Consider the following 22,426-nt stretch of genomic DNA (forward strand, 5'->3'; position numbering starts at 1 on the left):
TTAAAAATATAACTGAATAGCTATGATGGCAATTCATATGTGTAACCAGCTAATCAGTCGGTACTACTTATTCCATTTATTTTTTTCTCAATTTCTTCATAATACTTTCATTCAAATCTTCACGATACTTGGAGACGTAAGTTTTAGCATTTGCCACTAGTTCGTCAGCAAAGGAAGCCACGTCATCCCCAGTAATGTCAAGCACTTGTCTTCCTTCCGCTGCACCCGCTTCGAACAAATCGATTAATTCATACTGTATGTGTAACATATCCATCCCGTTACCCGCTGAAAAATTCCACATGTAGTTTTGAATTTTCTTAAATACAAATTGGTAGTCCTCTGGCAGAGCCTCAACTCGTGCCATCATCATTTTGTACTCTTTTTTATCACCAATTAACTTTTTGAACATTTCTAACATCTTATTTTCCTCCTTTTTTATAAAACCGAACAAGAAATTCTCAAAATATCGGCCGGAACATTTTATCTTATGAACCTATTTTGACTTCAAGACGTTAATTTTTGACGATACAAAATCCCATTTTTTCCAAAACAATTCAAGCTCCTGGCGACCTTCTTCATTTAATGAATAAAACTTACGAGGCGGTCCCATATCTGATGGTTTCTTTTCAATATTCACAAGCTTTTTCTTCTCTAATCGTACGAGGATGGTATACACCGTACCTTCCACAACTTCGGTAAACCCAAGATCATTCAGGTGGCGGGTAATCTCATAGCCATACGTTTCACGGCGACTAATGATTTCCAGTACACACCCTTCCAGTGAACCTTTCAGCATTTCAGTTAAATTTTCCATGTCCTGATCCTCCTTTACCCCTATTCTGTCTGACTTATATTCAGTATCACAGAGTACTAAGGCGAATTTTTTACTGAACAGTTTTGTGAATCCGAACTATTCAGTATCAATTATTACATCTACATTGTATGACTAAGTAGTTATGGATGTCAACTGATTTTCAAATTTTTTCTAAAATCCGCTATTACCTATTGTCTACTGAAAATATTTTGAGAAACAACACTACTCAGTATTGCTTATTACAAGTACATTGTATGACTAAGTAGCGATGAATGTCAACTCGATTTTTATATTTTTTCTAAAATCAACTATTACCTATTCAATACCAGCCTATTTTCTTTTTTTATTTTGCCCCATACCTATCCCACTAAGAAAAGAAACTACCCCAAAACAAAAATTCTACATTTTTATTTTGGGGCGCTATACTATACCAAAGTTAATGAATATGGCTAGCTCTTCTTATTAATAAGACAGATCATTTTTTATTACGATAACATCATAGTCATATCTTCTGCTGCATTTGTAATTAGTTTTAAACCAAATGTTTCTTGTAATACATCAAGCACGCCAGGTGAAATAAATTCAGGAGCCTTTGGACCGATGCGAATATCTTGAATCCCAAGACTAAATAGCCCTAGTAAAATGGCAACTGCTTTTTGTTCAAACCATGATAGTACAATACTTACTGGCAATTCATTCACTTCACATTGAAAAGCATCAGCTAAAGCAGCCGCTATTTTCACTGTAGAAATTGAATTATTGCACTGTCCTAAATCAATGTAACGCGGAATTTCTGTACCAGGTACAACACCGTAATCCACATCATTAAAGCGGAATTTCCCGCAAGAAGTTGTTAAAATAACCGTTTCTGGCGGAAGTGACGTTGCTAATTCACGATAATATTCTCCGCCTTTTCCCGGTGCATCACAACCGGCGATAACAAAGAAACGCTTTATTTTCCCCTCTTTTACTGCATCAATAATTTCTGGAGCTAATGATAATACTGTATTATGATGAAACCCTGTCACTAACTGTTCATCCGACTCCATATGTACTTCTGGAAGTTCTAGTGCTTTTTGAATCAATGGTATAAAATCATCATTTTCAATTTTTTGTACACCTTCTAAACCTGCAATATCATATGAAAAGAATCGATCAGAGTATGATCCTTTAATTGGCATAACACAGTTCGTTGTCGCTAATATGGCACCAGTAAATTTTTCAAAAAGGCGTCTTTGATCATACCATGCCTTGCCGATGTTTCCTTTTAAATGTTTATATTTTTTCAGCTGCGGATATCCGTGTGCTGGTAGCATTTCAGAATGTGTATAAATATTAATGTCTTTTCCTTCTGTTTGCTTTAATAGTTCTTCTAGTGCAAATAAATTATGGCCCGTAACTACAATTGCTTTACCTTCTACACGATTTTGTGTAATTTGTACAGGCTCTGGCACACCAAAATGATTCGTATGTGCCTCATCCAATAACTCCATCACCCGTAAAGCTGATTTCCCGACTTTCATAGCCATATCAATATGCTCTTGTTCGTTAAAGTTAGAATTTGTTAATGTCATATATAAAGCTTCTTGTGTTGTAGCATCTACAAATGCATCCGTATACCCTAGCTGAGCAGCATGTGTGCGATAAGCTGCAATTCCTTTTAGCCCAAACACAATCGTATCTTGTAAACTCGCAATCGTTTCATTCTTGCCACAAACACCCATTACTTTACATCCGCCTGTTGGCGTTTGTTCACATTGATAACAAAACATATCATCCCACCCTCTCCCAATCATTCATTACATCTTAAGCATAATACCCATTGAAAAAAAGTGATGTGATATCAATCACAATAATATATAAAGATTTGTGACAGTTCATATTGTTGACATAATACTTTTATTGACATCCAAAAAATATACATTAGTGTGCACACATCTTTCGATACTTTTAAATAGCTAAATAATTAATTTGGAGAAATATATACAACGAAAAAAATTTTTTGAATCCCTTATACAAATAATTGCAATTCATCTCATATGAAAATAGCGTATTTTTTATTTTAAGGAACTATCATTTTTTTATTAAAGCCTTCATTGTAAACCTCTTTATTTACAATACATTTACACTATCTTAACATTACTTACATTATTTATATGATATATTTATATAGAAGCTACTTAAGAAATTTCATATACATTTTATCTTTATGATCTCTAATCTAATCAATAAAAAGATCATGTTATATTTTTATAACAGGGGTGAATTACGATGACTGAAACTTTAAAAACACTTATAATGCTTGATGCTACTTACGTTGTTATTGCAATTATGACAGTACTAGTATTTGTATACTTGGAATTAAAATCTCAGTAATATATGCTGACGTAATCGACAGATTCAGCATTTAAATATAGTTAGAAGAAAGAGAGGAGAAAATTATTTCTCCTCTCTTTTGTATTTCTACAATTTCTTATTTTAATAAATCCAATGTATGTAAAAGTAATCTCTTGTCTCCTACTTCTCCATGACCAGGTACTACCGAATTTATATTTCCATATCGCTTCAGCACATTCTCAATCGATGTAGACCATTCATTTACATACGCATCCGCAACATTTCCTAAATCTTTAGCTTCCGCAGATTTTACTAAACAGCCTCCAGCTAAAATTTGATATTGTGGCAACCAAACAACAATATTATCTTCTGTATGTCCTTTCCCTGGATAGAACGTTTCTACTTTTGTATTGCCAAACTTCAAACTCGTAATTGTTTGTAAATCTCCAAGCGGCTCTTCATATCCACTGTTCTTTGCTAGTTCTGCGGTTAATGCTGTACTATGCGCTTTAATGCCTCTTTCTTTCAACGTTTTTATTCCGCCAATTCGATCAGCGTGCGCATGTGTAATAATGACATCCGTTACGCGCTTCTGAAATTTCTTTTCTACCATTTCTATTAGTTCCTTCGTTAATTTGTCATCCCAAGAAGAATCCACAAGTACTAACCCTTTAGAAGTATTAAGAACTAGACCGTTCGAAGGAACTGCTTCTCCATTAAAAGAACCTAACTCCGTATGAACCCATACATTCTTGTTTAACTGAGATATTGAAATGGTTCCCGTCTCATTTTTTATTACTGTTTTCTCTACCTTTTGTGATGCTTGTACAGAAGAAATTGTGCTAACAAATTGAATTGTTCCTAGTAAACCTACACATAATCCTACTTTTAACAACGTATTCTTTTTCATGTCATCAACCCTTTCTTTCAAGCCAAATAGTTATTACCTATATTAGACAATTCATCTCAAATGTTTGTTCCATCTTCATTTGCATACTTTTATGTAATTAACAAAAAAAGCGTACAAAATTTTGTACACTTTAAAACTTAATCTTTCATTCCATAATTCTCAAACTCTTCCTCATTCCCATAAAATACATTTAAATCAATATACTTTTCTTTTCTATTTTTCTATTACACTTAAAACCAAAATTATATTTTGTTAAATTATAACATTCGGACTATAATTTATTTATAGCCCATTAACGGAGGTGTTTGCAATGACTCTCTTCGCTTCACCAACATTATTTATAGTAGCAATCATTTCATTTGCACTAGCTTATTTCATCGGAGTAAAGCAGTACACTTGGCTCTTATCAGGATTCAACGAACGCCGCGTGCCTGATAAAGTGAAACTATCAAAAATAGTAGGTCTTTATAATTTAATTGCTGGTGTCATTGCGACAATCGGTAGTGTCTTCACTACGCCTAATGTCACAATCGTTATTCCTATCACTCTAATTGGACACTTTATAATCGCGGCTTATGTAAATACACGCATGGTGCAGTAAAAAAAATCACCCAAATGGATGATCTTTTTTATAATTTATCAACATATTGCTTCGCTTCTAGTAAGGAAAAACCAAAAGCTTCTCTTACTCTCTTAACTGCTGTAATTTTTTTGCCTTCTTCTACAAGCTGGCGTAGTTCTTTATTAATTTCAGGTTCTCTTTCTATAATTCCCATTTCTTTCGTAATTAATTGTAATCTATCTTCAATTCTCTTTAAACGCGCATCATTTTTCTTTTCAATTGTAGTTAATTTTTCAGCGATATAAATGAAACCAACAGCTACTATCAGTATAACCATCCAGAATTCCATGAATGTTCCCCCTTACTAACTTTCATTTGCTTTATTCCACTAACTTATGTAAATTTTACCACAATACACATTTAATGTATAATATCACTATATCAAACTGTTAATAAAACCTATTATTTTAGGGGGACACTTTATGAAAAGATTTTTAAATACGTTACTTCAATTTGTAGTTCTTTCAATCGTGCTACATTCGTTATTTGATATAGTTGGTTGGCTTGTTTTCAATGCACCAATTAAAAACAAACAAATCATCATTTCTTTAATAACAATCTCATGGGTTATGTACATGTACCGAGACAAATTTTTTCAAAAGTTCACTTCAAACTAACTAAAAAAGAAAACACTTCATTGGTGAAGTTGTAAAAACGTTATCCTTATAATGAAGATAAAGAAGCTGTTCCTTCCAGCTTCTTTATCTATATAACATTTTTCGCAACAATTTTTATATGTTCTGGTGCGATAATCTCCGTTATACTTTCTTGGAAATCTTCCCGCAACATTTCTTCCAAATGTTCTAACTGCACTTCAACATGAGTGCATTCTAAATTATGTATATTTAACAGTGCATAATGATCTTTTTTCTTAATTACTAAATATTGATTTTCCTCTGTCACAAGTACAGAACCTAATCGGACTCCTAGTAAGCGTTGATCATCAAACTTCATAATTACTTCTCCTTCCCTCATATAAACAAAATTACAATGAAAATAATTACATTTATGGAAAAACACGCTTATTTAGACTATATCATAATTTACTAAAATAGAAATATCTTTTTCTGTTTTAATAAAAATCCCTATTTTTTCATATATTTCGATACAAAAAACTTTCTCAACATTAAATTTGAATTTTCAGTTTTTAATTCTATAAAAATCTATTATAATAAAGTTAATAAATGTTTGACCTCTCCTAATTCATGTACATATGGATGATCAGTAGTTATTGCTACTGATCTATTTTTTTGATTTCAGAAAGTACATACTCTGCATCCTTTCCTACACCACAAATAAGTGCGGAACCCCTTTGAGATTGCCATGGTAAACCGATATAATACAATCCTTTTACTGGACTGATTCCCTTTATATGATTAGGAAATCCTTTCTCATTCACTGCCTGTTCAATTTCAATCCAATTATAATTTTGAACAAAACCAGTTGACCATATAATGCTTTCTGCACTATAAGTATCACCATTCTGAAACATAATGTTATTTCCTGATGCACTTACTACTTTTTCTTGCAGTTTGATTGCTCCATTACGAATAAGTTTCTTACCTTCAAAACCGAAAATAGGGTCCTTTCTCTTCTGGAACCATCTTCCCCTCTTTGTATTTATTTCAGCGTACAATAAACCCACTTTTTCTAGCAGATTAAAAATACTTTTTCCAAAAAGTTGTAACGGTAAAAACGTTAAAGGATGACTAATAGACACCGTAACTTCATGAGTCTTTGCCAGTTCTACTGCAATTTGCATTCCTGAATTCCCACCACCTACTACTAGTACTTTTCCCTTAGGAATTTGTGATGGTGATTTATATTGTGATGAATGTATTTGAAAAATATGTGATGATAGATTTGCTGAAACTGAGGGAATAAACGGTTGCTGAAAAGCACCTGATGCGATAATAACTTTTTTCGTTTGTAAAACTTCTGTAGGAGTATGTAATTCAAATATTTCTTTTTCTTTCTTTATTTTTAGAACTTCCGTTTGTAATTGTACCGGTAATTGAAAATGTCTTGCATATTCTTCTAAATAAGTTGCAATTTCATCTTTATATGGAAATTCATTTTTTTCACCTATTAACGCCATACCCGGCAAGCTACTGTAAGACCTTGGGGTAAAAAGCTGCAAAGAATCATATCGATTTCTCCATGAATCACCAACTTGTTTTCCTGCCTCAAGTAATAAAAAATTATACCCTTCTTGCTTCAAGTAATATCCCATTGTTAATCCAGCTTGACCCGCTCCAATAATAATTAGGTCTATCATTCTAATCCCTCCTTCTCTTAAACGTATGAATACTTGTTCATATATTCATACGTTTCCATAATCATAACATTTTATTTTTATATAATTCAATATCTACTCAAAATAAAAAAGAGCAGTTCACTGCTCTATGAACTACTCTTCATTCCATTTCTACAATTTTTCCTCGTATAGTGTAATTCTATTTGAAAACGGATCAATTACAGTTAATTCAATTGTACCCCAAGGTGTTTTTTCTATATTCGGCTTCGAATAAGCATATTCTTTACTTAATAATACAGAATGATAATCCTTTACATCATCTATTTTAATCCGAATCGCACCACCTGGTGAGGCATCACCATGATGTTCTGATAAATGTATCACAGCATCCTGTAACGAAATTTGCAAATATAATGGCATATTTTCCTCATACCGATGTTCCCAATCCAGTTTAAATCCTAAAAAACCTAAGTAAAATAGTTTTGCTTTTTCAATATCAAAAATTCTAAATATAGGTGTTATCATTTATACTCTCCTCCTATTTATAAACATCTGCTGCCAATTCTCTCAAAACATCCACGTTTACTACTTCATAGCATCCATCGTTCTTCTTTATTATCTCTTTATCACAAAAAATATTTAATGTTCGCAACAAATGCCGATAGCTCGTTCCTAACAATTCCGCTATTTCCGTTAAATTCCCACTAAATACAATTCTATTTTCATGCTGAACTGCTCGTTCCCCTGCTGCTAACATGTAACTCGCAAGTCTATTTTCAAGCGGATACAATAAATTAATTGTACTATTTTTTGAAAGTCGATTTAACTTATGTGCTAACGATCCACAAATACATCTTAAAAATTTCGCATCATGAAATAGCTGATTTCTCACTTTTCCTAATGGTAAACCAACACAATATGAATCTGCCATTACTTGTACATTTGAAGTAATCCTTTGGGAATGAATTAACTCCACATCTCCAAGTAACTGCAAACTATCATAAAAACACAGTAATACGGATTTCCCGTTACTTAATGTGTTAAACGCTTTCGCTTTTCCTTCAACAAAGAAATATAAATAATCTATCTCTTCATTTTCTCTACAAATAAACTCATTCTTTTTAAAAAATATAAGTTCCATATATGGCTTCATATCATGACTAAAAAATGAATCAATATTATTTTTCTTCATATACTCTGCTAATTTAATAGAATTACATACTTTCTTCATAGTTCCCCACCTTTACAACTCATCCCCATTGTAATCAAAATTTTCTTCTTCCACTATGACATATGTCATAACAATACACAATTTCAGCATGATACAGTCATTACAAATATGAAATACAAAGGGGATATTACATTGTATAACTTTCTTTCTGTCTTTATTGGTGTGCTCATCGCCGTTATGCTTCCATTGAATGGGATTTTATCTGAGTTAATTGGCAAGTACACAGCAAGCGTTGTCATTCACCTTGTCGGTTTAATTGCAGTTATTTTCATTTTAATCTTAAACAAACATAAAATTCATTTCGATAAAAGTATTCCGCTTTTTTTATATAGCGCTGGAGCGATTGGAGTATTCACTGTTCTTTTTAACAATATAAGTTTCTCCGTCCTTGGTGCCTCTATTACGATCGCATTAAGTTTACTCGGCCAATCCATTGCTTCCATTATTATTGATCATTTCGGCTTATTAGGAATGAAAGTTGCAAAGTTTGAAAAGAAAAAACTAATTGGATTATGTTTCATCTCTTCTGGAATTATAATCATGACAATTTATTAATGGGGGCAAGAAAATGTTATATATTACGATCGCTATTTTAGCTGGTGTTTCTATCGTTGTTGCTAGAATTATTAACGCGAATTTAGCAAAGGAAATTGGAAACTGGGAAGGCACGTTTTTCAATTATATTACTGGATTATTTTTCTCTATGTTATTTTTAATTTTCAGTTCAGATTCATTGTATATCCCTATTCATAAGTTGCAATCTATTCCTATCGCCGTATACTTAGGTGGATTAGTAGGCGTTATCGTTATTTCATTATCCAACTATATTACTCCTAAAATATCAGCCTTTTATTTAACATTACTCATCTTTATCGGACAATTATTTGCGGGGACTATTATTGATTTCTTCCTGACAAATGAACTCTCAATTGGTAAAGTTATCGGTGGCATTTTCGTATTAATTGGGCTCACTTACAATTTACTCATAGATCGCCCGATAAAAACTGTGAAGCATAACCAAGTTCAACTATAATACTTTACGCTTACCTATCATATATTAATAGAAAAGCTCTTCACACGAAGTAATAGAGAGGAGAAAATCCTATTAAAAAAATTATTTTATTGCTAGGTAGCGTATTAATTATTTCTGGAATTGCATGGTTTATAAACTCGGGAAAATCTATTCAAGATCTCTATACTGCAAATAAACCGAAAAAGAAAGCTACTATTATTTCAAGCTCGCGAGATCCAAATGAGCCCCCTGTTTTTTTAGGAAAACAGGAAATAAAAGATATACATGTAGAATCAATTAAAACAAAACAGGATATCTTTCTCACAAAAACAGATGAATTAAAAACGTTTATTAACAGTATGAATACCGCAAAAAAAGGTAAATTAACATTAGATGAAGAAGGATCAGACTTAATAGATTGTGATATGTGGATTACTTTCGAGGATGGAACTTATAAAAAATATTTCATATGGGTAGTTGATCATCACAGCAGCGAAGTGATGATTGCTCAGCAAGATACTCCTGATGATGTAAACCTTACGTACTATCAATTAAATGAAGATAGCTCAAAAAAGGTTTATAACTTATTCAAAAAAATTATTTAAACGAAAAAGTCATGAGCACGTAAGCTCATGACTTTTTGCATTATATATATTCAGGGAACACTTTACATCCCTTTTCCTGTTCTATATCATGACCAAAGAAAATAATTGGCTTCTCTTTCATAACAACTTCTTTTAAACGTTTAATTGAAGATAAAGCTAATTCCGAATCAAATCCCGCGAACGGCACTTCATCTTCAAAATTTTCTTTCGTATAAGATGCATCAATCGTTAATAATACAGGACCGGATTTTTCTGTCTCAATTAATAGCGACTGATGGCCTGGAGAATGACCTGGCGTATACAATAATTGAACACCGGGTACCACTTCATAATCCCCTTCAATAATTTTGTAGTTCAAATGCAGTAATATACATTCGTCCATATATTCTTCTCTATGAAGTGCTGCCTCATATTCCGTTCGTTGTACAATAATCGGTGTATTTGTAAAAGCACCGTTTCCTCCTGCATGATCAAAATGTAAGTGAGAACTAATAATATATAAAAGGTCGTCCGGCTCATACCCTACACGCTTTAATATATTCACGATTCTATCTTCTTCAGTCATTTTCGGTAAAATCTGTCCTTCAACAAATGTACCGTTAAAAAGCCCTTCATTATTAACTGCACTTTCTGGCATACCTGTGTCTACTAAAATAGGACCTTCTTCCGTCTCCAAAAGATAACACCAAACCGGCAAGTTTAATAGTTTCCCCGGTGTTAACGTACTGTTAACAGACGAATGATCCAACATGCAACGACCTGCTGGGATGAAATAAAGTTTCTTTACTGTCATTATGTATCCACCTTTACATTTAGTTTTGGATAAAGTAATACATTAAAAAATTCTTCTTTTTAGAAATAAACTCCTTCTAGACTATCAGTACAGCTTGCATAAAAAAGAGGGTATTTTTTTACATAGCAGTATTCCACCAACTATAATATAGAAATAAAGGATTCTTACTTTAATGGAGGGATTACAAATGAAAGCAATTGGTTTACATGAATACTTACCTATTGAAGAAGAAAACAGTTTAATTGATCTGGAAATTGAAAAACCTGTTGCCACAGGAAGAGATATACTCGTAAAAATTAACGCTATTTCCGTTAATCCAGTTGATACAAAAGTTCGATCTCCAAAAGAGAAAAAAGAAGATGTAGCGAAAATACTTGGCTGGGATGCTAGTGGTGTTGTTGTACAAACCGGCGAAGGTTGTACATTATTTAAAGAAGGCGACGAAGTATTTTACGCTGGAAGCATTACGAGACAAGGTACATATAGTGAATATCATTTAGTTGATGAAAGAATTGTCGGTAAGAAACCAAAAACGTTAAATGATGCTGAATCTGCCGCAATTCCTTTAACAGCGATTACAGCATGGGAAGGTTTATTCGAGCGTTTAGGCATTGATCATACTAAAAAAGATACGAATTCATTTAAAAACATTTTAATTATCGGCGGAGCTGGTGGTGTCGGTTCAATCGCAATTCAACTTGCAAAATGGGCTGGACTAAATGTAATCGCAACTGCTTCCCGCGGCGAAACGATAGACTGGGTTAAAAAGCTTGGAGCTGACCATACAATTGACCATCATACCCCTTTAAAAGAGCAATTACAAAGCCTTGGATTCAGCGATGTAGATTATATTTTCTGCTTAAACAATACAGATCAACATTGGCAAGCAATATGTGACCTCATTAAACCACAAGGCAAAATTTGCTCTATCGTAGAAAATGAACACCCTCTTGAAATGAGTATTTTAAAAAGTAAAAGTGCTACACTCGTTTGGGAGTTTATGTTTACAAAAGCGATGTATGAAACTGGCGATATGATTACGCAGCACGAACTATTAAATAAAGTAAGCGAACTACTAGATGAAGGCATTTTAAAGACTACCTTAAATGAAACATTAACACCGATTAACGCTGAAAACTTAAAGAAAGCACATGCACTACTTGAAAGCGGGCACACCATTGGGAAAATCGTATTAGAGAAATTTTAATCATGATAGTGACAGATAGTATGTGAAATTATATTAACGATTTTTCGAATATATCTATCATAACGTACAATATATCAACGATTTTTCAAATATATCTATCACAAATCAAATTATATCGATTTATCGACAAATAGCAACAATATGAAAAGGCTGTTCCAGATGAACAGCCTTTTCTTTATTTACTTGAAATCTCTTTATTATTTTGAACGTCTAACGGAGCTCGCTTTCCTATTCCAAAAGCATAGAAACTAATTGTAACGATAGCTAAGAAAATAATACCTACAACTAATGAAATGCGCGTATCATCGTTAAACCACATTCCGATTAATACCATAATTAAAAAGGCAATTGTTAAATAGTTTGTAACAGGAGCAAACGGCATTTTGAACGGATGATCTTTCATCTCTGCTCCCTTTTCTTTTCTAAAATTAATTTGACTAATTAAAATAACAAACCATGGTACCATACCAGGAAGTACACTCGCACTATATACATATACGAATAAGTTTTTCGGTGCGATGTAACTTAAAACAACACCAACCGCTAAACCGATAATTACGCCAACTGTTCCGAATAAAGGTACACCATTTCCAGAAAGTTTCGTGAAATATTTCGGCGCTTGTCCATTTACACCTAACGTATACAGCATACGACCAGCACTATAAATACCACTATTACAACCAGACATTGCTGCTGTGATAACAACAAAGTTAATTAATCCCGCAGCAGCCGTAATACCAACCTTCGCAAAAGTTGCTACGAACGGGCTACCAATTGTACTTAATTGATCCCACGGATACACAGTTACAATAACGAAAATAGCACCGATGTAGAAAATTAAAATACGCCAAATTGTACTTTGAATCGCTCTTGTAAGTGTCTTCTTCGGATCCTTCGCTTCACCAGCAGTAATACCGATTAATTCCACACCTTGATACGCTCCAACTACAAGTGATAATGCAAAGAAGAATCCTGAAAAACCACCTGTAAAGAAACCGCCATTTGACCAAAGATTAGATATGCCAATCGCTTCTCCGCCGTTACCAATTCCGAAGAAAATAAGGCCAAATCCTGCAATAATCATTAATAGAATCGTAACGATTTTAATCATCGCAAACCAAAATTCAAATTCACCAAATGACTTAACAGAAATTAAGTTAGCTGCACCAAGAATAACCATTGCAATTATGCCTGGTATCCAAGCTGGTAAATCCGGGAACCAATATTGCATATACGCTCCAACCGCGATAATTTCTGACATCCCAACGATAACCCACTGGAACCAGTTACTCCACGCTGTCATATAACCAGCTAGTGGATGAATATACTTATGACCGAATGTCGCAAATGAGCCTGTACTTGGCTCCATATACAACATTTCTCCCATGGCACGCATGATGAAGAAGATGAAAATACCTGCAATTGCATAAGCAAGCATTACTGACGGACCTGTCCATTTAATTGTGCTGGCTGACCCCATAAACAAACCAACACCAATCGTTCCGCCTAAAGCAATCATTTGAATATGACGTGCTTCTAAACCTCTTTTCAATTCTTTGTTTGCCACTTCACTTCCCCCTCTTAGATGATTCATAACCGCATTTTAACACAAGATGCTTTCCCCTAATTCCTTTCGGCCCTGAAAATGATGAAGCAAACGTCATTTTACACTAGCTTTAAAGCTATCCTAAAATCGTTTTGTGCTCCTAATAAAATTCTCAAAACCTTTCATCTTCCAATATTCTATAAATCTTAAAATTACTTACCTTATATTAATTCATTAATCTGAAAAATTCAATTATTTTTTCAATAAATTATTATACATAAGTCTGATTAATTTTTAACTAAATTAACAATAAAATACATCTATTCAATATGATTCCGGCATGTATATTATTACAATATAAATAACAGAGGAGAGCATTTCTTTCTCGGTTTCATATGTCAAATACTTCAACCTTTATAGTTGATAACGTAATTTCCCACACATTCGATTTATATACCAATGAGAAATTTAATATATTAATAAACTACTAACTTCTTTACCCCAGCCAAAATATAAAAGAGCCTCATTTAAAAATGAGACTCTTTTACGATTTCATATTTAAACCGATTTCAAAGTTTGCTTACCAAAGATAAACACCCTAGTAAACACTGCCATTATAACTACAATAACTAGAAAATAAAGTGGCATCACTAGTAACGAGCCCGTATGCAGTTGACTCATTCCCCAAATTGTCATCGTTACAATTACATAGTACCCTAAGCTAAACAATGCACCTGCTGTACCAATAACATCTTGAAAATCTACTAATGCTAAACTTAAACAGTTAGGCAACGCTACTCCAATTCCTAATAGCAATATAAACATCGCTACTAAAAATCCAATCATATATATTATGTTTGGATTTGATCCAACAAACGTAATAACAGATAAAAGGATAGCTCCTCCTGTCATTACGAGACAACCGATATATATAATTTTCTCTGGTTTATAAGTAGCAAGTAAACGTTTCGAAACTTTCGCTCCAACAATAGAAGCAGACGCTACAACAATTCCTAGAAATCCATACATACTAGGCGATAATTGAAAGTATTCAATAAAGATAAACGGCGCTTCTGCATAATAGCTAAATAAAACACCATTTGCTCCTCCAATTAATAGCCCATATGTTACTACTTTCGGATTTGTAATTAGCCTCTTCAAGACTGAAAACACATTTATTTTATTCGTTACTGAGCCCGTTTTTGTTTCAGGAAGAGAAACAAACGTATACAGAAAAATACCGATACTCATAACTACTAAACTTAAAAATACTATTTTAAATCCAAACATTTGATCAAGAAAGCCACCAATTAACGGTCCTATCGCTGGTGTAAAAGCAATGACTGCCGAGATTTGAGCAAACATAACATGCCTCTTATGCCCTTCTACACTTTCACGAAGAATCGTTTGCGTCACAACTGATCCTGCACTTGCTCCAAACGCTTGAATAAAACGACTTACCAATAAAAATTCAATGGAATTTGCAATATAGCATAAGAAACTCCCAGCGCCATATATTACAATTCCAAATAACATTGCTGGGCGACGGCCAATTATATCTGATAGCCATCCAATAAAAAATACACCTAAAGCAAATCCAGCAAAATACACACTAAGCGTTAACTGCACCTCATTATTACTTACATGTAACGCCTTTGAAATATCAGGTAAAGACGGTGTGTAAATCGTTTCACTAATTTGCGGAAATGCGACAAGAACAATCATTAACAAAAGTGATGGTACTGAGACTTTTTTCATTTTTCATACCCTCCTATAACTTTGAAAATCCCAGAAATAAAAAGACTTTCCTTAGCTACGGAACAGGAGGGGCCATTATAGAAATCCGGTCATAAAACAACAAAGAAAACACCTCAATTACGTATGTTAATACTTATAGGAGGGTAATATTAACATCGATTTTTAAATATACTTTTTCAATTATATTACATATTACTTTTATTTTTCTAGTATTAACGTTCAAATGTTCTTTTTATATTAGTGAACAACTAATACACGCCATAGAAGATAACTACTTGATATAACCACCTTATTATGGAATAATTAGAAATAGTTTGAATCTATAAACCTAATTATAAAATGATATACTCATATATTACTAATGTCATAAAGCTGAACAAGTAGGAGGACTTTCGTAATGATTGAAATTTTAAGGACAGTAGTAAACTTTCTAATTTCTCTATTCTCAGGAGAATTACCATTTGTATATTATGTATGGATTATTACCCTATTCCTAATTCAAATAACCCAATCTACTCTAAACTATAAACTCTTTAACAAGAAAGACAATTTCAGCACTTATATATTGGAAGGATTACTTTCTTTTATTATTTTATTGTTTGGAGGAATATTAGTATCTAAGTTACTTGCTTACATAATAGACGATCCTACTATTAATATGACGAATTTAACACATTATTTTGTTTCTCTTATCATATTAACTATATTTGTCGTAATAACCTGTGTTAAAGACTTTATAGAGACATCTATAAAGAATAAAAATATATCTCTTTTGAGCTTTTTAGTAATTTCCTTCATAACAAGTATACTTTCATTCAAGTTTTTATCACCTTTAATTCAAGGTTCTTTTTCTCTTTCTAAATCTTTTATCACCACTTTAATCATTCTTGTAACTATATCAATCCCTCTATTAATTTCCTTAGAGGATAAGTATGCAGACGAAAAGGAAACGGAAAATTTATAGTTTCTCATTTACATAAAAGAAAGAGGGAGCTCCCCTCTTTCTTTTAAATCATCCCTTTTAATATCAATCCTAAAACTGACATTATTATCGCGCTAATAATAATTCGCAAAATCCAAGTAGTGTTTGTACTTATTTTTTCTAATTGCTTATTGATTGTTGCTATGTCTTTCTCATTAATAGTAGTACGCGTTTCTAAATTTCGAATGTCTCTCATCATTTCTTTTTGCTCCGCCTTGAGACTGTCAATTTTAGCGTAAACATCTTCCATATATTCACACCCTCTGTTCATCTTAATAGAAAAATCTATATATATTATGAGACAACCCTCTTACCTGTGAATACATTGCGTATATCCGCGTACCAAATTATTTGTACAATCTAATTGAATTACTCACATGTTTCCATTCTTCTATTTATAAATTAGCGTTAAGATAGATCAAAATTTAAAAAGGAATCCCTTGTTTATTTAACAACAAACAAGGTGCAATCCAACATTCGGGAGCACCTACGATAATTTCTATTGTTTTCATATTTACAACTCAATATAATCAGTATGATTTTCTGAAGAATCCACTTTTTGAACTGCTTAAAGTATACTAATATGAATACGAAATAGCTGTATTGATAAACTCTCTAGAACAATAAATATACTGGCTGAAACGGATCTATATCCAATATTTTTTCCAGTAACATGAATGGTTATTTCTGATAAATGCGTTTGTATATCATTGTTTTCAAAAATTTCATCCTCAACCTTTACAATATCTGCTTCACAATCTACTTCTTTAAAAGTTTTCAATAATTTTGTTTCCAATATACTACAATCAAAATTCTCATCTTTTATTACGGCAAATTTAACTTTCATATCGATTTCCCCATTTTTAACAAACTAAAATCACTAAATCAATATAAATATATATTATTCTATTAAATAATTCAAAATATATGTTTCTTATAAATCACTACTAAATATCAATTCTAAGGATTTAGATAAAAAAGAAAACAAATAAAGTGAAATTCTAATCAGTAGGTGGTTTGTTCATTCCCCGCTGATTATTTAGTTAAACCAATCGGACATTTAAGAGATTAAAAAATTACTCTTTCAATCACCAAGCTAATTAATAGATAATCCCCCTGTGCTCAGTGATTCAAAAAAATTTTTATTTTTAATTCATAGCTTCTGAGAACTTTTTGCTTTAATATTGATAAGTCGCTTCTTACATTCTGTAATATTGGAAATAACTATATAGTAAAACAAATTAACTATTAGGAGTGCTATTTATGTTTGATATACTTCGTCTCTTAATTATATTTCTCATTGCTATCTTTTTATTTTTCTCCATACTAATGGAGTTTAAAAAACCTCAAAAAAGTGTATTTTGGTTTTCAATTGAAGTCTTATCTCTTCTAGGGATTATAATGCTTTTTAAAGATTTTTTATCAAAAATATAACTTATTCCACGAATAATGACGTGTTTCAATACAATATCTTTATCTTTTGAACGATCTTATTTCTTAACACGGACTCTACCTCAAGTTGTCTTTTCTTTATAAAAAAATAGCCTGCCTATTTCCGTAGGCAGACTATATCTTTATTCCTCAATACAAAAGTATACTTTCTTTTTCACTCAAACTTTATGTAATGATACAGATTCCAAATAAATTATTGTCTTTTCTGTATTTTTATCATTGATTTTTTGTGCATAAATTCGTAACACATATAGATGAGTTATCATGCTAAAATTAGCTTATTCAAAAGAAGTTATTCTTAATGAATCGATAATTTTTAATACCCTGTTTAAAGCCTCGCCCCCCTGCGAGGCTTTTTCCTATTTAACTAGAGTAATGGTTATCAACTGTTACTATGCTGCTACGGATCCTACTTTTAGCTATTCAGTATCAGCACACGTAAAATTCTTTCCTCCATCATTTGATTTACAAACTGTATTTATCGATTTTTCGGTTATTTTTTCACTTTCATTAGAAACTTGATCTAAATTCATTCGATATAATTGTTCCGGATTTTCTTTTGAATTTCCTTCAATATGAATTGTATGATTGAACATCTCAGCCGTGAAGCTGCTAGATGTATTTATCATTTTTACTCCATTATTTTCACCTACATAGCGTTCAACTACTCTTTCGGCTTCTTTAAGTTGTTGAGATGTAGGATACGGTATAGATTCCGCTAAAATAACTACACCTACTAAATATGTAATATACAAACCACCTGCAATCAAGATAACTTTCTTTACTGTTTTATTAATCATGCTCTAACTCCCTTTTCTTATTTCGTTATTAATATATATAATTTCTCTAATTTACATCAATTTCTTTTTAATACATAACATTCGTTTTACATTTTATAAAAAGCACCTCTCTTACTAATTTTCAATTTGATAATATCATTTTATTTATTGTTTTTCAATAAATAATTATTATTAAGCGTTTTATTTTTACTGTTTTTTATTTTTGATTCAATTTAAAAACAAGTGACTTATTTAAGTCCACTACATCATCAGCAAGTTTGAAAATTTGTTAATTAATAAAATAAAAAGAGCAACTATATGTAGTCTCTCTCGTTCTATCTATGTAGATTAGTAGTTTAACTTCAGCACTCACTCTATTCAAGAATACTTTACTGAATATTCAATCTGATGATAAAATTGACCTAATTAATATTTTCTTCCATCACTGTATAAAAAATTACAATAAAAAAATAGCACTCTCACAATTAAGTAAACGCAAACTGTTTCTTCTATCTACTTACTATTTAAGGTTAATAATGATATAACCTGATTTAAAAATTCGACTTAAATTCATTGATGAATGGAGAGGTTTATATGAAATTAAAAGACAAAGTAGCAATCATAACTGGTGGTGCAAGTGGAATTGGCGAATCTACTGTTCGTCTTTTTATCAAAGAAGGTGCAAAAGTAGTTATTGCTGATTTTTCTGAACGTGGAAAAGAACTATCAGATGAATTGAATGCACATGGATACAATACGTTATTTATTAAAACCGATGTAACAAATGAGGCAGATATTAAACAGCTCATTCATGAGACAGTAAGTACATACGGTAAATTAGATATTATGTATGCAAATGCCGGCGTTGCTGATGATGCACCGGCAAACGAATTATCCTATGAAAAGTGGAAAAGAACTATTGATATTAATTTGTCTGGGGTATTCCTTTCTGATAAATATTCGATTGAACAATTTCTTAAACAAGGTACAGGTGGTGTCATCGTTAACGCTGGTTCGATTCATAGTTTTGTTTCATTACCTACCCCAACAGCATACTCCTCTGCAAAAGGTGGTGTGAAACTATTAACTCAAAATTTATGTACTGCCTACGCTAAATATGGAATACGTATTAATGCGGTGTGCCCTGGTTATATTGACACCCCTTTACTAGGTAGTGTTAATCCTCAACAAAAAGAATATTTAGCTTCACTTCATCCACAAGGCAGACTTGGAACACCAGAAGAAGTCGCTAAAGCTGTCTTGTTTTTAGCAAGTGATGATGCTAGTTTTGTTAACGGTACAACACTTCTTGTTGATGGAGGCTATACTGCACGTTAATTTAAAATTTTTGAAGCACCCTAAGAAATATATAGTCTTCAACAAGAAAAAGCACCATCACAAGTGACGGCGCTTTTTCTATGTAAGAGCAACTAGAAGGTATCCTTCTAGCCTACTCCCATTTATAAGTCCAAAACTGTTCAAGTTGCAGCCATTTTAATGTTGCTGCATCTTTGTTTTTTATTTTTGCATGCGTGTCTTCAAGCATTGCTTCTGTTTGTGAACGGTGCGCACCTAATGCAGTTAATTTATGATCAAATACTTCACTAATGTTATTTACAACATCCGGTTCTCCTAATACTGCTTCACGATTTTTCGTAATCGCAACAGCATGGATAACTGGGCGCTCTTCTTTTGGCATACGTGATACAGCGCGAACGACAGCGCGGCCAAATGCATTATGATCTGGATGTACACCGTGCTCTGGATAAAATGTAATAATTCGAGATGGATTTACTTCTTGAATGATTGCTTCAATTTTGTCAGCAACGAAATCAACATCTTCAAATTCTAACGTTTTATCATGGAAGCCAAGCATTCTTAAATCTTTAATGCCCATCGCTTCACAAGCATCTTTCAATTCTTTCTTACGGATATTTGGAATCGTTTCACGGTTAGCGAATACGTTCTTACCCATGTTACGTCCCATTTGTCCTAGAGTACCACATGCATATGTTACAGGTACTCCTTGATCTGTTAATAAGCGAATTGTTCCTCCCGCAGCATATGCTTCATCATCTGGATGCGGAAATACAACAAGTACATGTCTCTCCATAAGTTTCCCTCCTTCTTACTTAAATGGTGTTAAGCTTAACTCAAGTGCAACTGCTAGACGACCTAAATTATCATGTCCAGCTAGTAATAAACGCTCTTGACCATCTACTTCCCAGTGCGTAATACCTTCAGCATATACCCAACCATGATCCATTTTTAGACCAACTCGGTATGGATTTGTTCCAGTTATCTTCCCGCGTTCAAAACGGATAATTGCATTTCGAATGAAAGCACCAACTGTCATCATCTTTTCATTTATGTGTGATGCATACGCTCCGTTTGTCGTTTCTAAATGAATATATACATCTTTATTTACAAAACGTTCAATTTCATTTTGAATAAGAGAACTATCTTTTACTATTTCCATCGGAATTCACCTCTTTAAACCATTTTACGCAAAAATAATGTAAATTGCTATCTCTATATTAGAGGACAACGCTCACTTTTCCTAATAATTTGCACTGTGTTTTTTATATTTTTTATATGATATGTAAAAAATACATTTTTTCCTTCACTTTGTTAAATAGTTTTCTTTCTTTTTTGAATTTGCTACAATATATTTTATCCCGCATTATTGCAGCGAGATACATTTCGACAATTGAATACATAATTTAAAGAAGGTGACATGGTTGGAACAATCAGCACATGAAGTAGCAAATTGGCAATATTATTTTGCAATTGCCGTATTTTTAATCACGTACGGATTTATTATTTCTGAGAAATTGAATCGTGCTGTAATCGCACTATTCGGTGCTGCTATTATGATTATTTTTGGAGTTGTAGATTTACATACTGCTTTCACATCACATATTCAATGGGAAACGATTACCCTTTTAATTGGGATGATGATTCTCGTACATATTACGAGTCAATCAGGCGTCTTTGAATTTGTGGCCATTAAAGCGGCAAAAGCAGCTGGCGGAAAACCGATTCGCATTTTATTATTACTATCCCTATTAACTGCTGTCGGATCAGCATTTTTGGACAATGTAACGACTGTTTTATTAATCGTTCCTGTTACATTATCCATTACACGTATTTTAAAAGTAAATCCTGTGCCTTATTTGATTTCAGAAGTGCTGTTTTCAAATATAGGCGGAACAGCAACATTAATCGGTGATCCACCTAATATTATGATTGGATCAGCAAACAAGCATTTAAACTTTAACGCCTTTTTACTTAACTTAGCTCCAATCGTAATTATTATTTCTATCGTGACACTTGGCATTATTTACTTCATGTATCGTAACAAACTAAAAACAACACCTGAACAAATCGAAAAACTAATGGCATTAAACGAAAAAGATTACATTAAAGATCAAAGCCTCCTTTTAAAATCTATTTCGATTTTAGGACTAACTATTTTAGGCTTCGTACTTCATTCGATTATTCATGTAGACGCTGCTGTTATCGCGATGACAGGCGCTACACTTCTTATGTTAATCGGCGTGAAAGAACATGATATTGAAGATGTATTTGCCCACGTTGAATGGGTAACCATTTTCTTCTTCGCCGGACTATTTGTTCTCGTTGGCGGGTTAATTGATATCGGACTTATCTCTTCACTTGCAAAAGAAGTAATCGGCGTAACAAACGGTGACATCGGATTCGCAGCTATACTTATTTTATGGGTATCTGGCATCGCATCTGCGACAATCGACAACATCCCATTTGTCGCTACGATGATTCCTCTTATTCAAGACTTAGCTACAGGACTCGGACTATCTGTCGATTCTCCGCAAATCGAAGTACTATGGTGGGCGTTATCTCTTGGAGCTTGCTTAGGAGGAAATGGAACGCTAATCGGAGCATCTGCAAACGTAGTCGTTGCTGGTATTGCAAAACGTGAAGGACATGCTTTCTCTTATATGGACTTCTTAAAAATTGGTTTACCATTAACTATTGTTGCACTCTTGTTATCACATGCTTATATATATTTACGTTATTTAATGTAAAAGTTATATTGCATGAAATTATATCGTCAAATCCAAAAGGTTTGCAGCATCGTG

Annotated in this window: 26 protein-coding genes and 1 pseudogene; 9 read left to right on the forward strand and 18 right to left on the reverse strand. The window is 32.8% G+C overall.

The features are described 5' to 3' along the window. Nucleotides 1–76: 76 nt before the first annotated feature. The 5 genes and pseudogenes from MHH27_RS17470 to MHH27_RS17490 all read right to left on the reverse strand — a co-directional run. The gene (locus tag MHH27_RS17470; RefSeq protein ID WP_000891986.1) at nt 77–418 is read right to left on the reverse strand and encodes a DUF1048 domain-containing protein; all 342 of its coding nucleotides are present in this window, start codon (nt 416–418) and stop codon (nt 77–79) included. 75 nt (nt 419–493) lie between these two features. Further along, nucleotides 494–814 (reverse strand): PadR family transcriptional regulator, encoded by a 321-nt coding sequence (locus MHH27_RS17475; protein ID WP_000429488.1) that lies wholly within the window; start codon nt 812–814, stop codon nt 494–496. A gap of 485 nt (nt 815–1,299) precedes the next feature. Continuing rightward, nucleotides 1,300–2,586 carry a hydroxylamine reductase gene (gene hcp / locus MHH27_RS17480; protein WP_097924232.1) on the reverse strand — a complete coding sequence of 429 codons (1,287 nt, stop codon included), beginning with the start codon at nt 2,584–2,586 and terminating at the stop codon, nt 1,300–1,302. Between the two features lie 701 nt (nt 2,587–3,287). After that, on the reverse strand, nt 3,288–4,061 hold the full coding sequence (gene bla2 / locus MHH27_RS17485) for a BcII family subclass B1 metallo-beta-lactamase (protein ID WP_340943521.1): 774 nt from the start codon (nt 4,059–4,061) through the stop codon (nt 3,288–3,290). Nucleotides 4,062–4,198: 137 nt separating this feature from the next. Then, a pseudogene (locus MHH27_RS17490) lies at nt 4,199–4,279 on the reverse strand (GH25 family lysozyme); the annotation flags it as partial. A gap of 92 nt (nt 4,280–4,371) precedes the next feature. Between MHH27_RS17490 and MHH27_RS17495 the strand changes: the two are divergent. Then, nucleotides 4,372–4,662, forward strand: a complete 291-nt coding sequence (locus tag MHH27_RS17495) for a DUF3784 domain-containing protein (protein ID WP_000171773.1) — start codon at nt 4,372–4,374, stop codon at nt 4,660–4,662. 28 nt (nt 4,663–4,690) lie between these two features. Here the strand turns inward: MHH27_RS17495 and MHH27_RS17500 are convergent, their stop codons facing one another. Beyond that, entirely contained in the window at nt 4,691–4,972 is a 282-nt protein-coding gene (locus tag MHH27_RS17500; RefSeq protein WP_000397724.1) for a hypothetical protein, read from the reverse strand. Between the two features lie 133 nt (nt 4,973–5,105). Between MHH27_RS17500 and MHH27_RS17505 the strand changes: the two genes are divergently transcribed. After that, the gene (locus tag MHH27_RS17505) at nt 5,106–5,300 is read left to right on the forward strand and encodes a hypothetical protein (protein WP_000819665.1); all 195 of its coding nucleotides are present in this window, start codon (nt 5,106–5,108) and stop codon (nt 5,298–5,300) included. Nucleotides 5,301–5,388: 88 nt separating this feature from the next. Here the strand turns inward: MHH27_RS17505 and MHH27_RS17510 are convergent, their stop codons facing one another. The 4 genes from MHH27_RS17510 to yeiL form a co-directional block, all read right to left on the reverse strand. After that, nucleotides 5,389–5,637, reverse strand: a complete 249-nt coding sequence (locus MHH27_RS17510) for a hypothetical protein (RefSeq protein WP_000666948.1) — start codon at nt 5,635–5,637, stop codon at nt 5,389–5,391. Nucleotides 5,638–5,917: 280 nt separating this feature from the next. Then, nucleotides 5,918–6,961 carry a flavin-containing monooxygenase gene (locus MHH27_RS17515; RefSeq protein WP_090977502.1) on the reverse strand — a complete coding sequence of 348 codons (1,044 nt, stop codon included), beginning with the start codon at nt 6,959–6,961 and terminating at the stop codon, nt 5,918–5,920. 150 nt (nt 6,962–7,111) lie between these two features. Next, on the reverse strand, nt 7,112–7,465 hold the full coding sequence (locus tag MHH27_RS17520; protein ID WP_000632403.1) for a glyoxalase superfamily protein: 354 nt from the start codon (nt 7,463–7,465) through the stop codon (nt 7,112–7,114). A 13-nt stretch (nt 7,466–7,478) separates the two neighbouring features. Further along, nucleotides 7,479–8,171 (reverse strand): transcriptional regulator YeiL, encoded by a 693-nt coding sequence (gene yeiL, locus MHH27_RS17525; protein WP_000754830.1) that lies wholly within the window; start codon nt 8,169–8,171, stop codon nt 7,479–7,481. Between the two features lie 108 nt (nt 8,172–8,279). Between yeiL and MHH27_RS17530 the strand changes: the two genes are divergently transcribed. The 3 genes from MHH27_RS17530 to MHH27_RS17540 all read left to right on the forward strand — a co-directional run bounded on the left by MHH27_RS17530 (nt 8,280) and on the right by MHH27_RS17540 (nt 9,788). Beyond that, nucleotides 8,280–8,726, forward strand: a complete 447-nt coding sequence (locus MHH27_RS17530; RefSeq protein WP_009326661.1) for a DMT family transporter — start codon at nt 8,280–8,282, stop codon at nt 8,724–8,726. Nucleotides 8,727–8,739: 13 nt separating this feature from the next. Continuing rightward, nucleotides 8,740–9,204: a DMT family transporter gene (locus MHH27_RS17535; RefSeq protein ID WP_000965811.1), complete on the forward strand. Its 465-nt coding sequence runs from the start codon at nt 8,740–8,742 to the stop codon at nt 9,202–9,204. 89 nt (nt 9,205–9,293) lie between these two features. After that, complete coding sequence (locus tag MHH27_RS17540; RefSeq protein WP_000901701.1) at nt 9,294–9,788, forward strand: hypothetical protein; 495 nt, start codon at nt 9,294–9,296, stop codon at nt 9,786–9,788. Nucleotides 9,789–9,828: 40 nt separating this feature from the next. Here MHH27_RS17540 and aiiA read toward each other — a convergent pair whose 3' ends face one another. Beyond that, the gene (aiiA, locus tag MHH27_RS17545; RefSeq protein WP_097924161.1) at nt 9,829–10,581 is read right to left on the reverse strand and encodes a quorum-quenching N-acyl homoserine lactonase AiiA; all 753 of its coding nucleotides are present in this window, start codon (nt 10,579–10,581) and stop codon (nt 9,829–9,831) included. 187 nt (nt 10,582–10,768) lie between these two features. Between aiiA and MHH27_RS17550 the strand changes: the two genes are divergently transcribed. Continuing rightward, nucleotides 10,769–11,788, forward strand: a complete 1,020-nt coding sequence (locus MHH27_RS17550) for a zinc-binding alcohol dehydrogenase family protein (protein WP_000643758.1) — start codon at nt 10,769–10,771, stop codon at nt 11,786–11,788. A 175-nt stretch (nt 11,789–11,963) separates the two neighbouring features. On the opposite strand, the gene MHH27_RS17555 is transcribed toward MHH27_RS17550, so the two are convergent. Beyond that, nucleotides 11,964–13,355, reverse strand: coding sequence for an amino acid permease (locus MHH27_RS17555; protein ID WP_001284404.1), 1,392 nt, complete (start codon nt 13,353–13,355; stop codon nt 11,964–11,966). Nucleotides 13,356–13,892: 537 nt separating this feature from the next. Then, entirely contained in the window at nt 13,893–15,092 is a 1,200-nt protein-coding gene (locus MHH27_RS17560; RefSeq protein WP_000758007.1) for a multidrug effflux MFS transporter, read from the reverse strand. A gap of 397 nt (nt 15,093–15,489) precedes the next feature. Here MHH27_RS17560 and MHH27_RS17565 point away from each other — a divergent pair, with 397 nt between their 5' ends. Next, nucleotides 15,490–16,056 carry a DUF5823 family protein gene (locus tag MHH27_RS17565; RefSeq protein WP_000570042.1) on the forward strand — a complete coding sequence of 189 codons (567 nt, stop codon included), beginning with the start codon at nt 15,490–15,492 and terminating at the stop codon, nt 16,054–16,056. 43 nt (nt 16,057–16,099) lie between these two features. Here MHH27_RS17565 and MHH27_RS17570 read toward each other — a convergent pair whose 3' ends face one another. The 3 genes from MHH27_RS17570 to MHH27_RS17580 all read right to left on the reverse strand — a co-directional run bounded on the left by MHH27_RS17570 (nt 16,100) and on the right by MHH27_RS17580 (nt 18,326). After that, the gene (locus tag MHH27_RS17570; protein ID WP_000390469.1) at nt 16,100–16,324 is read right to left on the reverse strand and encodes a hemolysin XhlA family protein; all 225 of its coding nucleotides are present in this window, start codon (nt 16,322–16,324) and stop codon (nt 16,100–16,102) included. 318 nt (nt 16,325–16,642) lie between these two features. Next, nucleotides 16,643–16,921 carry a hypothetical protein gene (locus tag MHH27_RS17575; protein WP_000865000.1) on the reverse strand — a complete coding sequence of 93 codons (279 nt, stop codon included), beginning with the start codon at nt 16,919–16,921 and terminating at the stop codon, nt 16,643–16,645. 1,024 nt (nt 16,922–17,945) lie between these two features. After that, nucleotides 17,946–18,326 (reverse strand): hypothetical protein, encoded by a 381-nt coding sequence (locus MHH27_RS17580; RefSeq protein ID WP_000608950.1) that lies wholly within the window; start codon nt 18,324–18,326, stop codon nt 17,946–17,948. A 573-nt stretch (nt 18,327–18,899) separates the two neighbouring features. Between MHH27_RS17580 and MHH27_RS17585 the strand changes: the two genes are divergently transcribed. Continuing rightward, nucleotides 18,900–19,643: an SDR family NAD(P)-dependent oxidoreductase gene (locus tag MHH27_RS17585; RefSeq protein ID WP_000768026.1), complete on the forward strand. Its 744-nt coding sequence runs from the start codon at nt 18,900–18,902 to the stop codon at nt 19,641–19,643. 112 nt (nt 19,644–19,755) lie between these two features. On the opposite strand, the gene bshB2 is transcribed toward MHH27_RS17585, so the two are convergent. Beyond that, the gene (gene bshB2 / locus MHH27_RS17590) at nt 19,756–20,418 is read right to left on the reverse strand and encodes a bacillithiol biosynthesis deacetylase BshB2 (RefSeq protein ID WP_000439489.1); all 663 of its coding nucleotides are present in this window, start codon (nt 20,416–20,418) and stop codon (nt 19,756–19,758) included. Nucleotides 20,419–20,433: 15 nt separating this feature from the next. Further along, complete coding sequence (locus MHH27_RS17595; RefSeq protein WP_000407046.1) at nt 20,434–20,784, reverse strand: YojF family protein; 351 nt, start codon at nt 20,782–20,784, stop codon at nt 20,434–20,436. 262 nt (nt 20,785–21,046) lie between these two features. On the opposite strand from MHH27_RS17595, the gene MHH27_RS17600 reads away from it, so the two are divergent. Further along, nucleotides 21,047–22,372, forward strand: coding sequence for an ArsB/NhaD family transporter (locus tag MHH27_RS17600; RefSeq protein ID WP_098250947.1), 1,326 nt, complete (start codon nt 21,047–21,049; stop codon nt 22,370–22,372). Nucleotides 22,373–22,426: the final 54 nt, after the last annotated feature.

The organism is Bacillus sp. FSL L8-0152 (assembly GCF_038006365.1).
Taxonomy (GTDB): domain Bacteria; phylum Bacillota; class Bacilli; order Bacillales; family Bacillaceae_G; genus Bacillus_A; species Bacillus_A cereus.

What these genes read in the sequence shown, in the direction of transcription:
- MHH27_RS17560 (WP_000758007.1), bottom strand. Translation starts at nt 15,092, where the DNA reads ATGAAAAAAGTCTCAGTACCATCACTTTTGTTAATGATTGTTCTTGTC.
- MHH27_RS17595 (WP_000407046.1), bottom strand. Translation starts at nt 20,784, where the DNA reads ATGGAAATAGTAAAAGATAGTTCTCTTATTCAAAATGAAATTGAACGT.
- aiiA (WP_097924161.1), bottom strand. Translation starts at nt 10,581, where the DNA reads ATGACAGTAAAGAAACTTTATTTCATCCCAGCAGGTCGTTGCATGTTG.
- MHH27_RS17565 (WP_000570042.1), top strand. Translation starts at nt 15,490, where the DNA reads ATGATTGAAATTTTAAGGACAGTAGTAAACTTTCTAATTTCTCTATTC.
- yeiL (WP_000754830.1), bottom strand. Translation starts at nt 8,171, where the DNA reads ATGAAGAAAGTATGTAATTCTATTAAATTAGCAGAGTATATGAAGAAA.
- MHH27_RS17495 (WP_000171773.1), top strand. Translation starts at nt 4,372, where the DNA reads ATGACTCTCTTCGCTTCACCAACATTATTTATAGTAGCAATCATTTCA.
- MHH27_RS17580 (WP_000608950.1), bottom strand. Translation starts at nt 18,326, where the DNA reads ATGATTAATAAAACAGTAAAGAAAGTTATCTTGATTGCAGGTGGTTTG.
- MHH27_RS17570 (WP_000390469.1), bottom strand. Translation starts at nt 16,324, where the DNA reads ATGGAAGATGTTTACGCTAAAATTGACAGTCTCAAGGCGGAGCAAAAA.
- MHH27_RS17470 (WP_000891986.1), bottom strand. Translation starts at nt 418, where the DNA reads ATGTTAGAAATGTTCAAAAAGTTAATTGGTGATAAAAAAGAGTACAAA.
- bshB2 (WP_000439489.1), bottom strand. Translation starts at nt 20,418, where the DNA reads ATGGAGAGACATGTACTTGTTGTATTTCCGCATCCAGATGATGAAGCA.
- bla2 (WP_340943521.1), bottom strand. Translation starts at nt 4,061, where the DNA reads ATGAAAAAGAATACGTTGTTAAAAGTAGGATTATGTGTAGGTTTACTA.
- MHH27_RS17500 (WP_000397724.1), bottom strand. Translation starts at nt 4,972, where the DNA reads ATGGAATTCTGGATGGTTATACTGATAGTAGCTGTTGGTTTCATTTAT.
- MHH27_RS17505 (WP_000819665.1), top strand. Translation starts at nt 5,106, where the DNA reads ATGAAAAGATTTTTAAATACGTTACTTCAATTTGTAGTTCTTTCAATC.
- hcp (WP_097924232.1), bottom strand. Translation starts at nt 2,586, where the DNA reads ATGTTTTGTTATCAATGTGAACAAACGCCAACAGGCGGATGTAAAGTA.
- MHH27_RS17550 (WP_000643758.1), top strand. Translation starts at nt 10,769, where the DNA reads ATGAAAGCAATTGGTTTACATGAATACTTACCTATTGAAGAAGAAAAC.
- MHH27_RS17475 (WP_000429488.1), bottom strand. Translation starts at nt 814, where the DNA reads ATGGAAAATTTAACTGAAATGCTGAAAGGTTCACTGGAAGGGTGTGTA.
- MHH27_RS17515 (WP_090977502.1), bottom strand. Translation starts at nt 6,961, where the DNA reads ATGATAGACCTAATTATTATTGGAGCGGGTCAAGCTGGATTAACAATG.
- MHH27_RS17520 (WP_000632403.1), bottom strand. Translation starts at nt 7,465, where the DNA reads ATGATAACACCTATATTTAGAATTTTTGATATTGAAAAAGCAAAACTA.
- MHH27_RS17535 (WP_000965811.1), top strand. Translation starts at nt 8,740, where the DNA reads ATGTTATATATTACGATCGCTATTTTAGCTGGTGTTTCTATCGTTGTT.
- MHH27_RS17575 (WP_000865000.1), bottom strand. Translation starts at nt 16,921, where the DNA reads ATGAAAGTTAAATTTGCCGTAATAAAAGATGAGAATTTTGATTGTAGT.
- MHH27_RS17510 (WP_000666948.1), bottom strand. Translation starts at nt 5,637, where the DNA reads ATGAAGTTTGATGATCAACGCTTACTAGGAGTCCGATTAGGTTCTGTA.
- MHH27_RS17585 (WP_000768026.1), top strand. Translation starts at nt 18,900, where the DNA reads ATGAAATTAAAAGACAAAGTAGCAATCATAACTGGTGGTGCAAGTGGA.
- MHH27_RS17530 (WP_009326661.1), top strand. Translation starts at nt 8,280, where the DNA reads ATGAAATACAAAGGGGATATTACATTGTATAACTTTCTTTCTGTCTTT.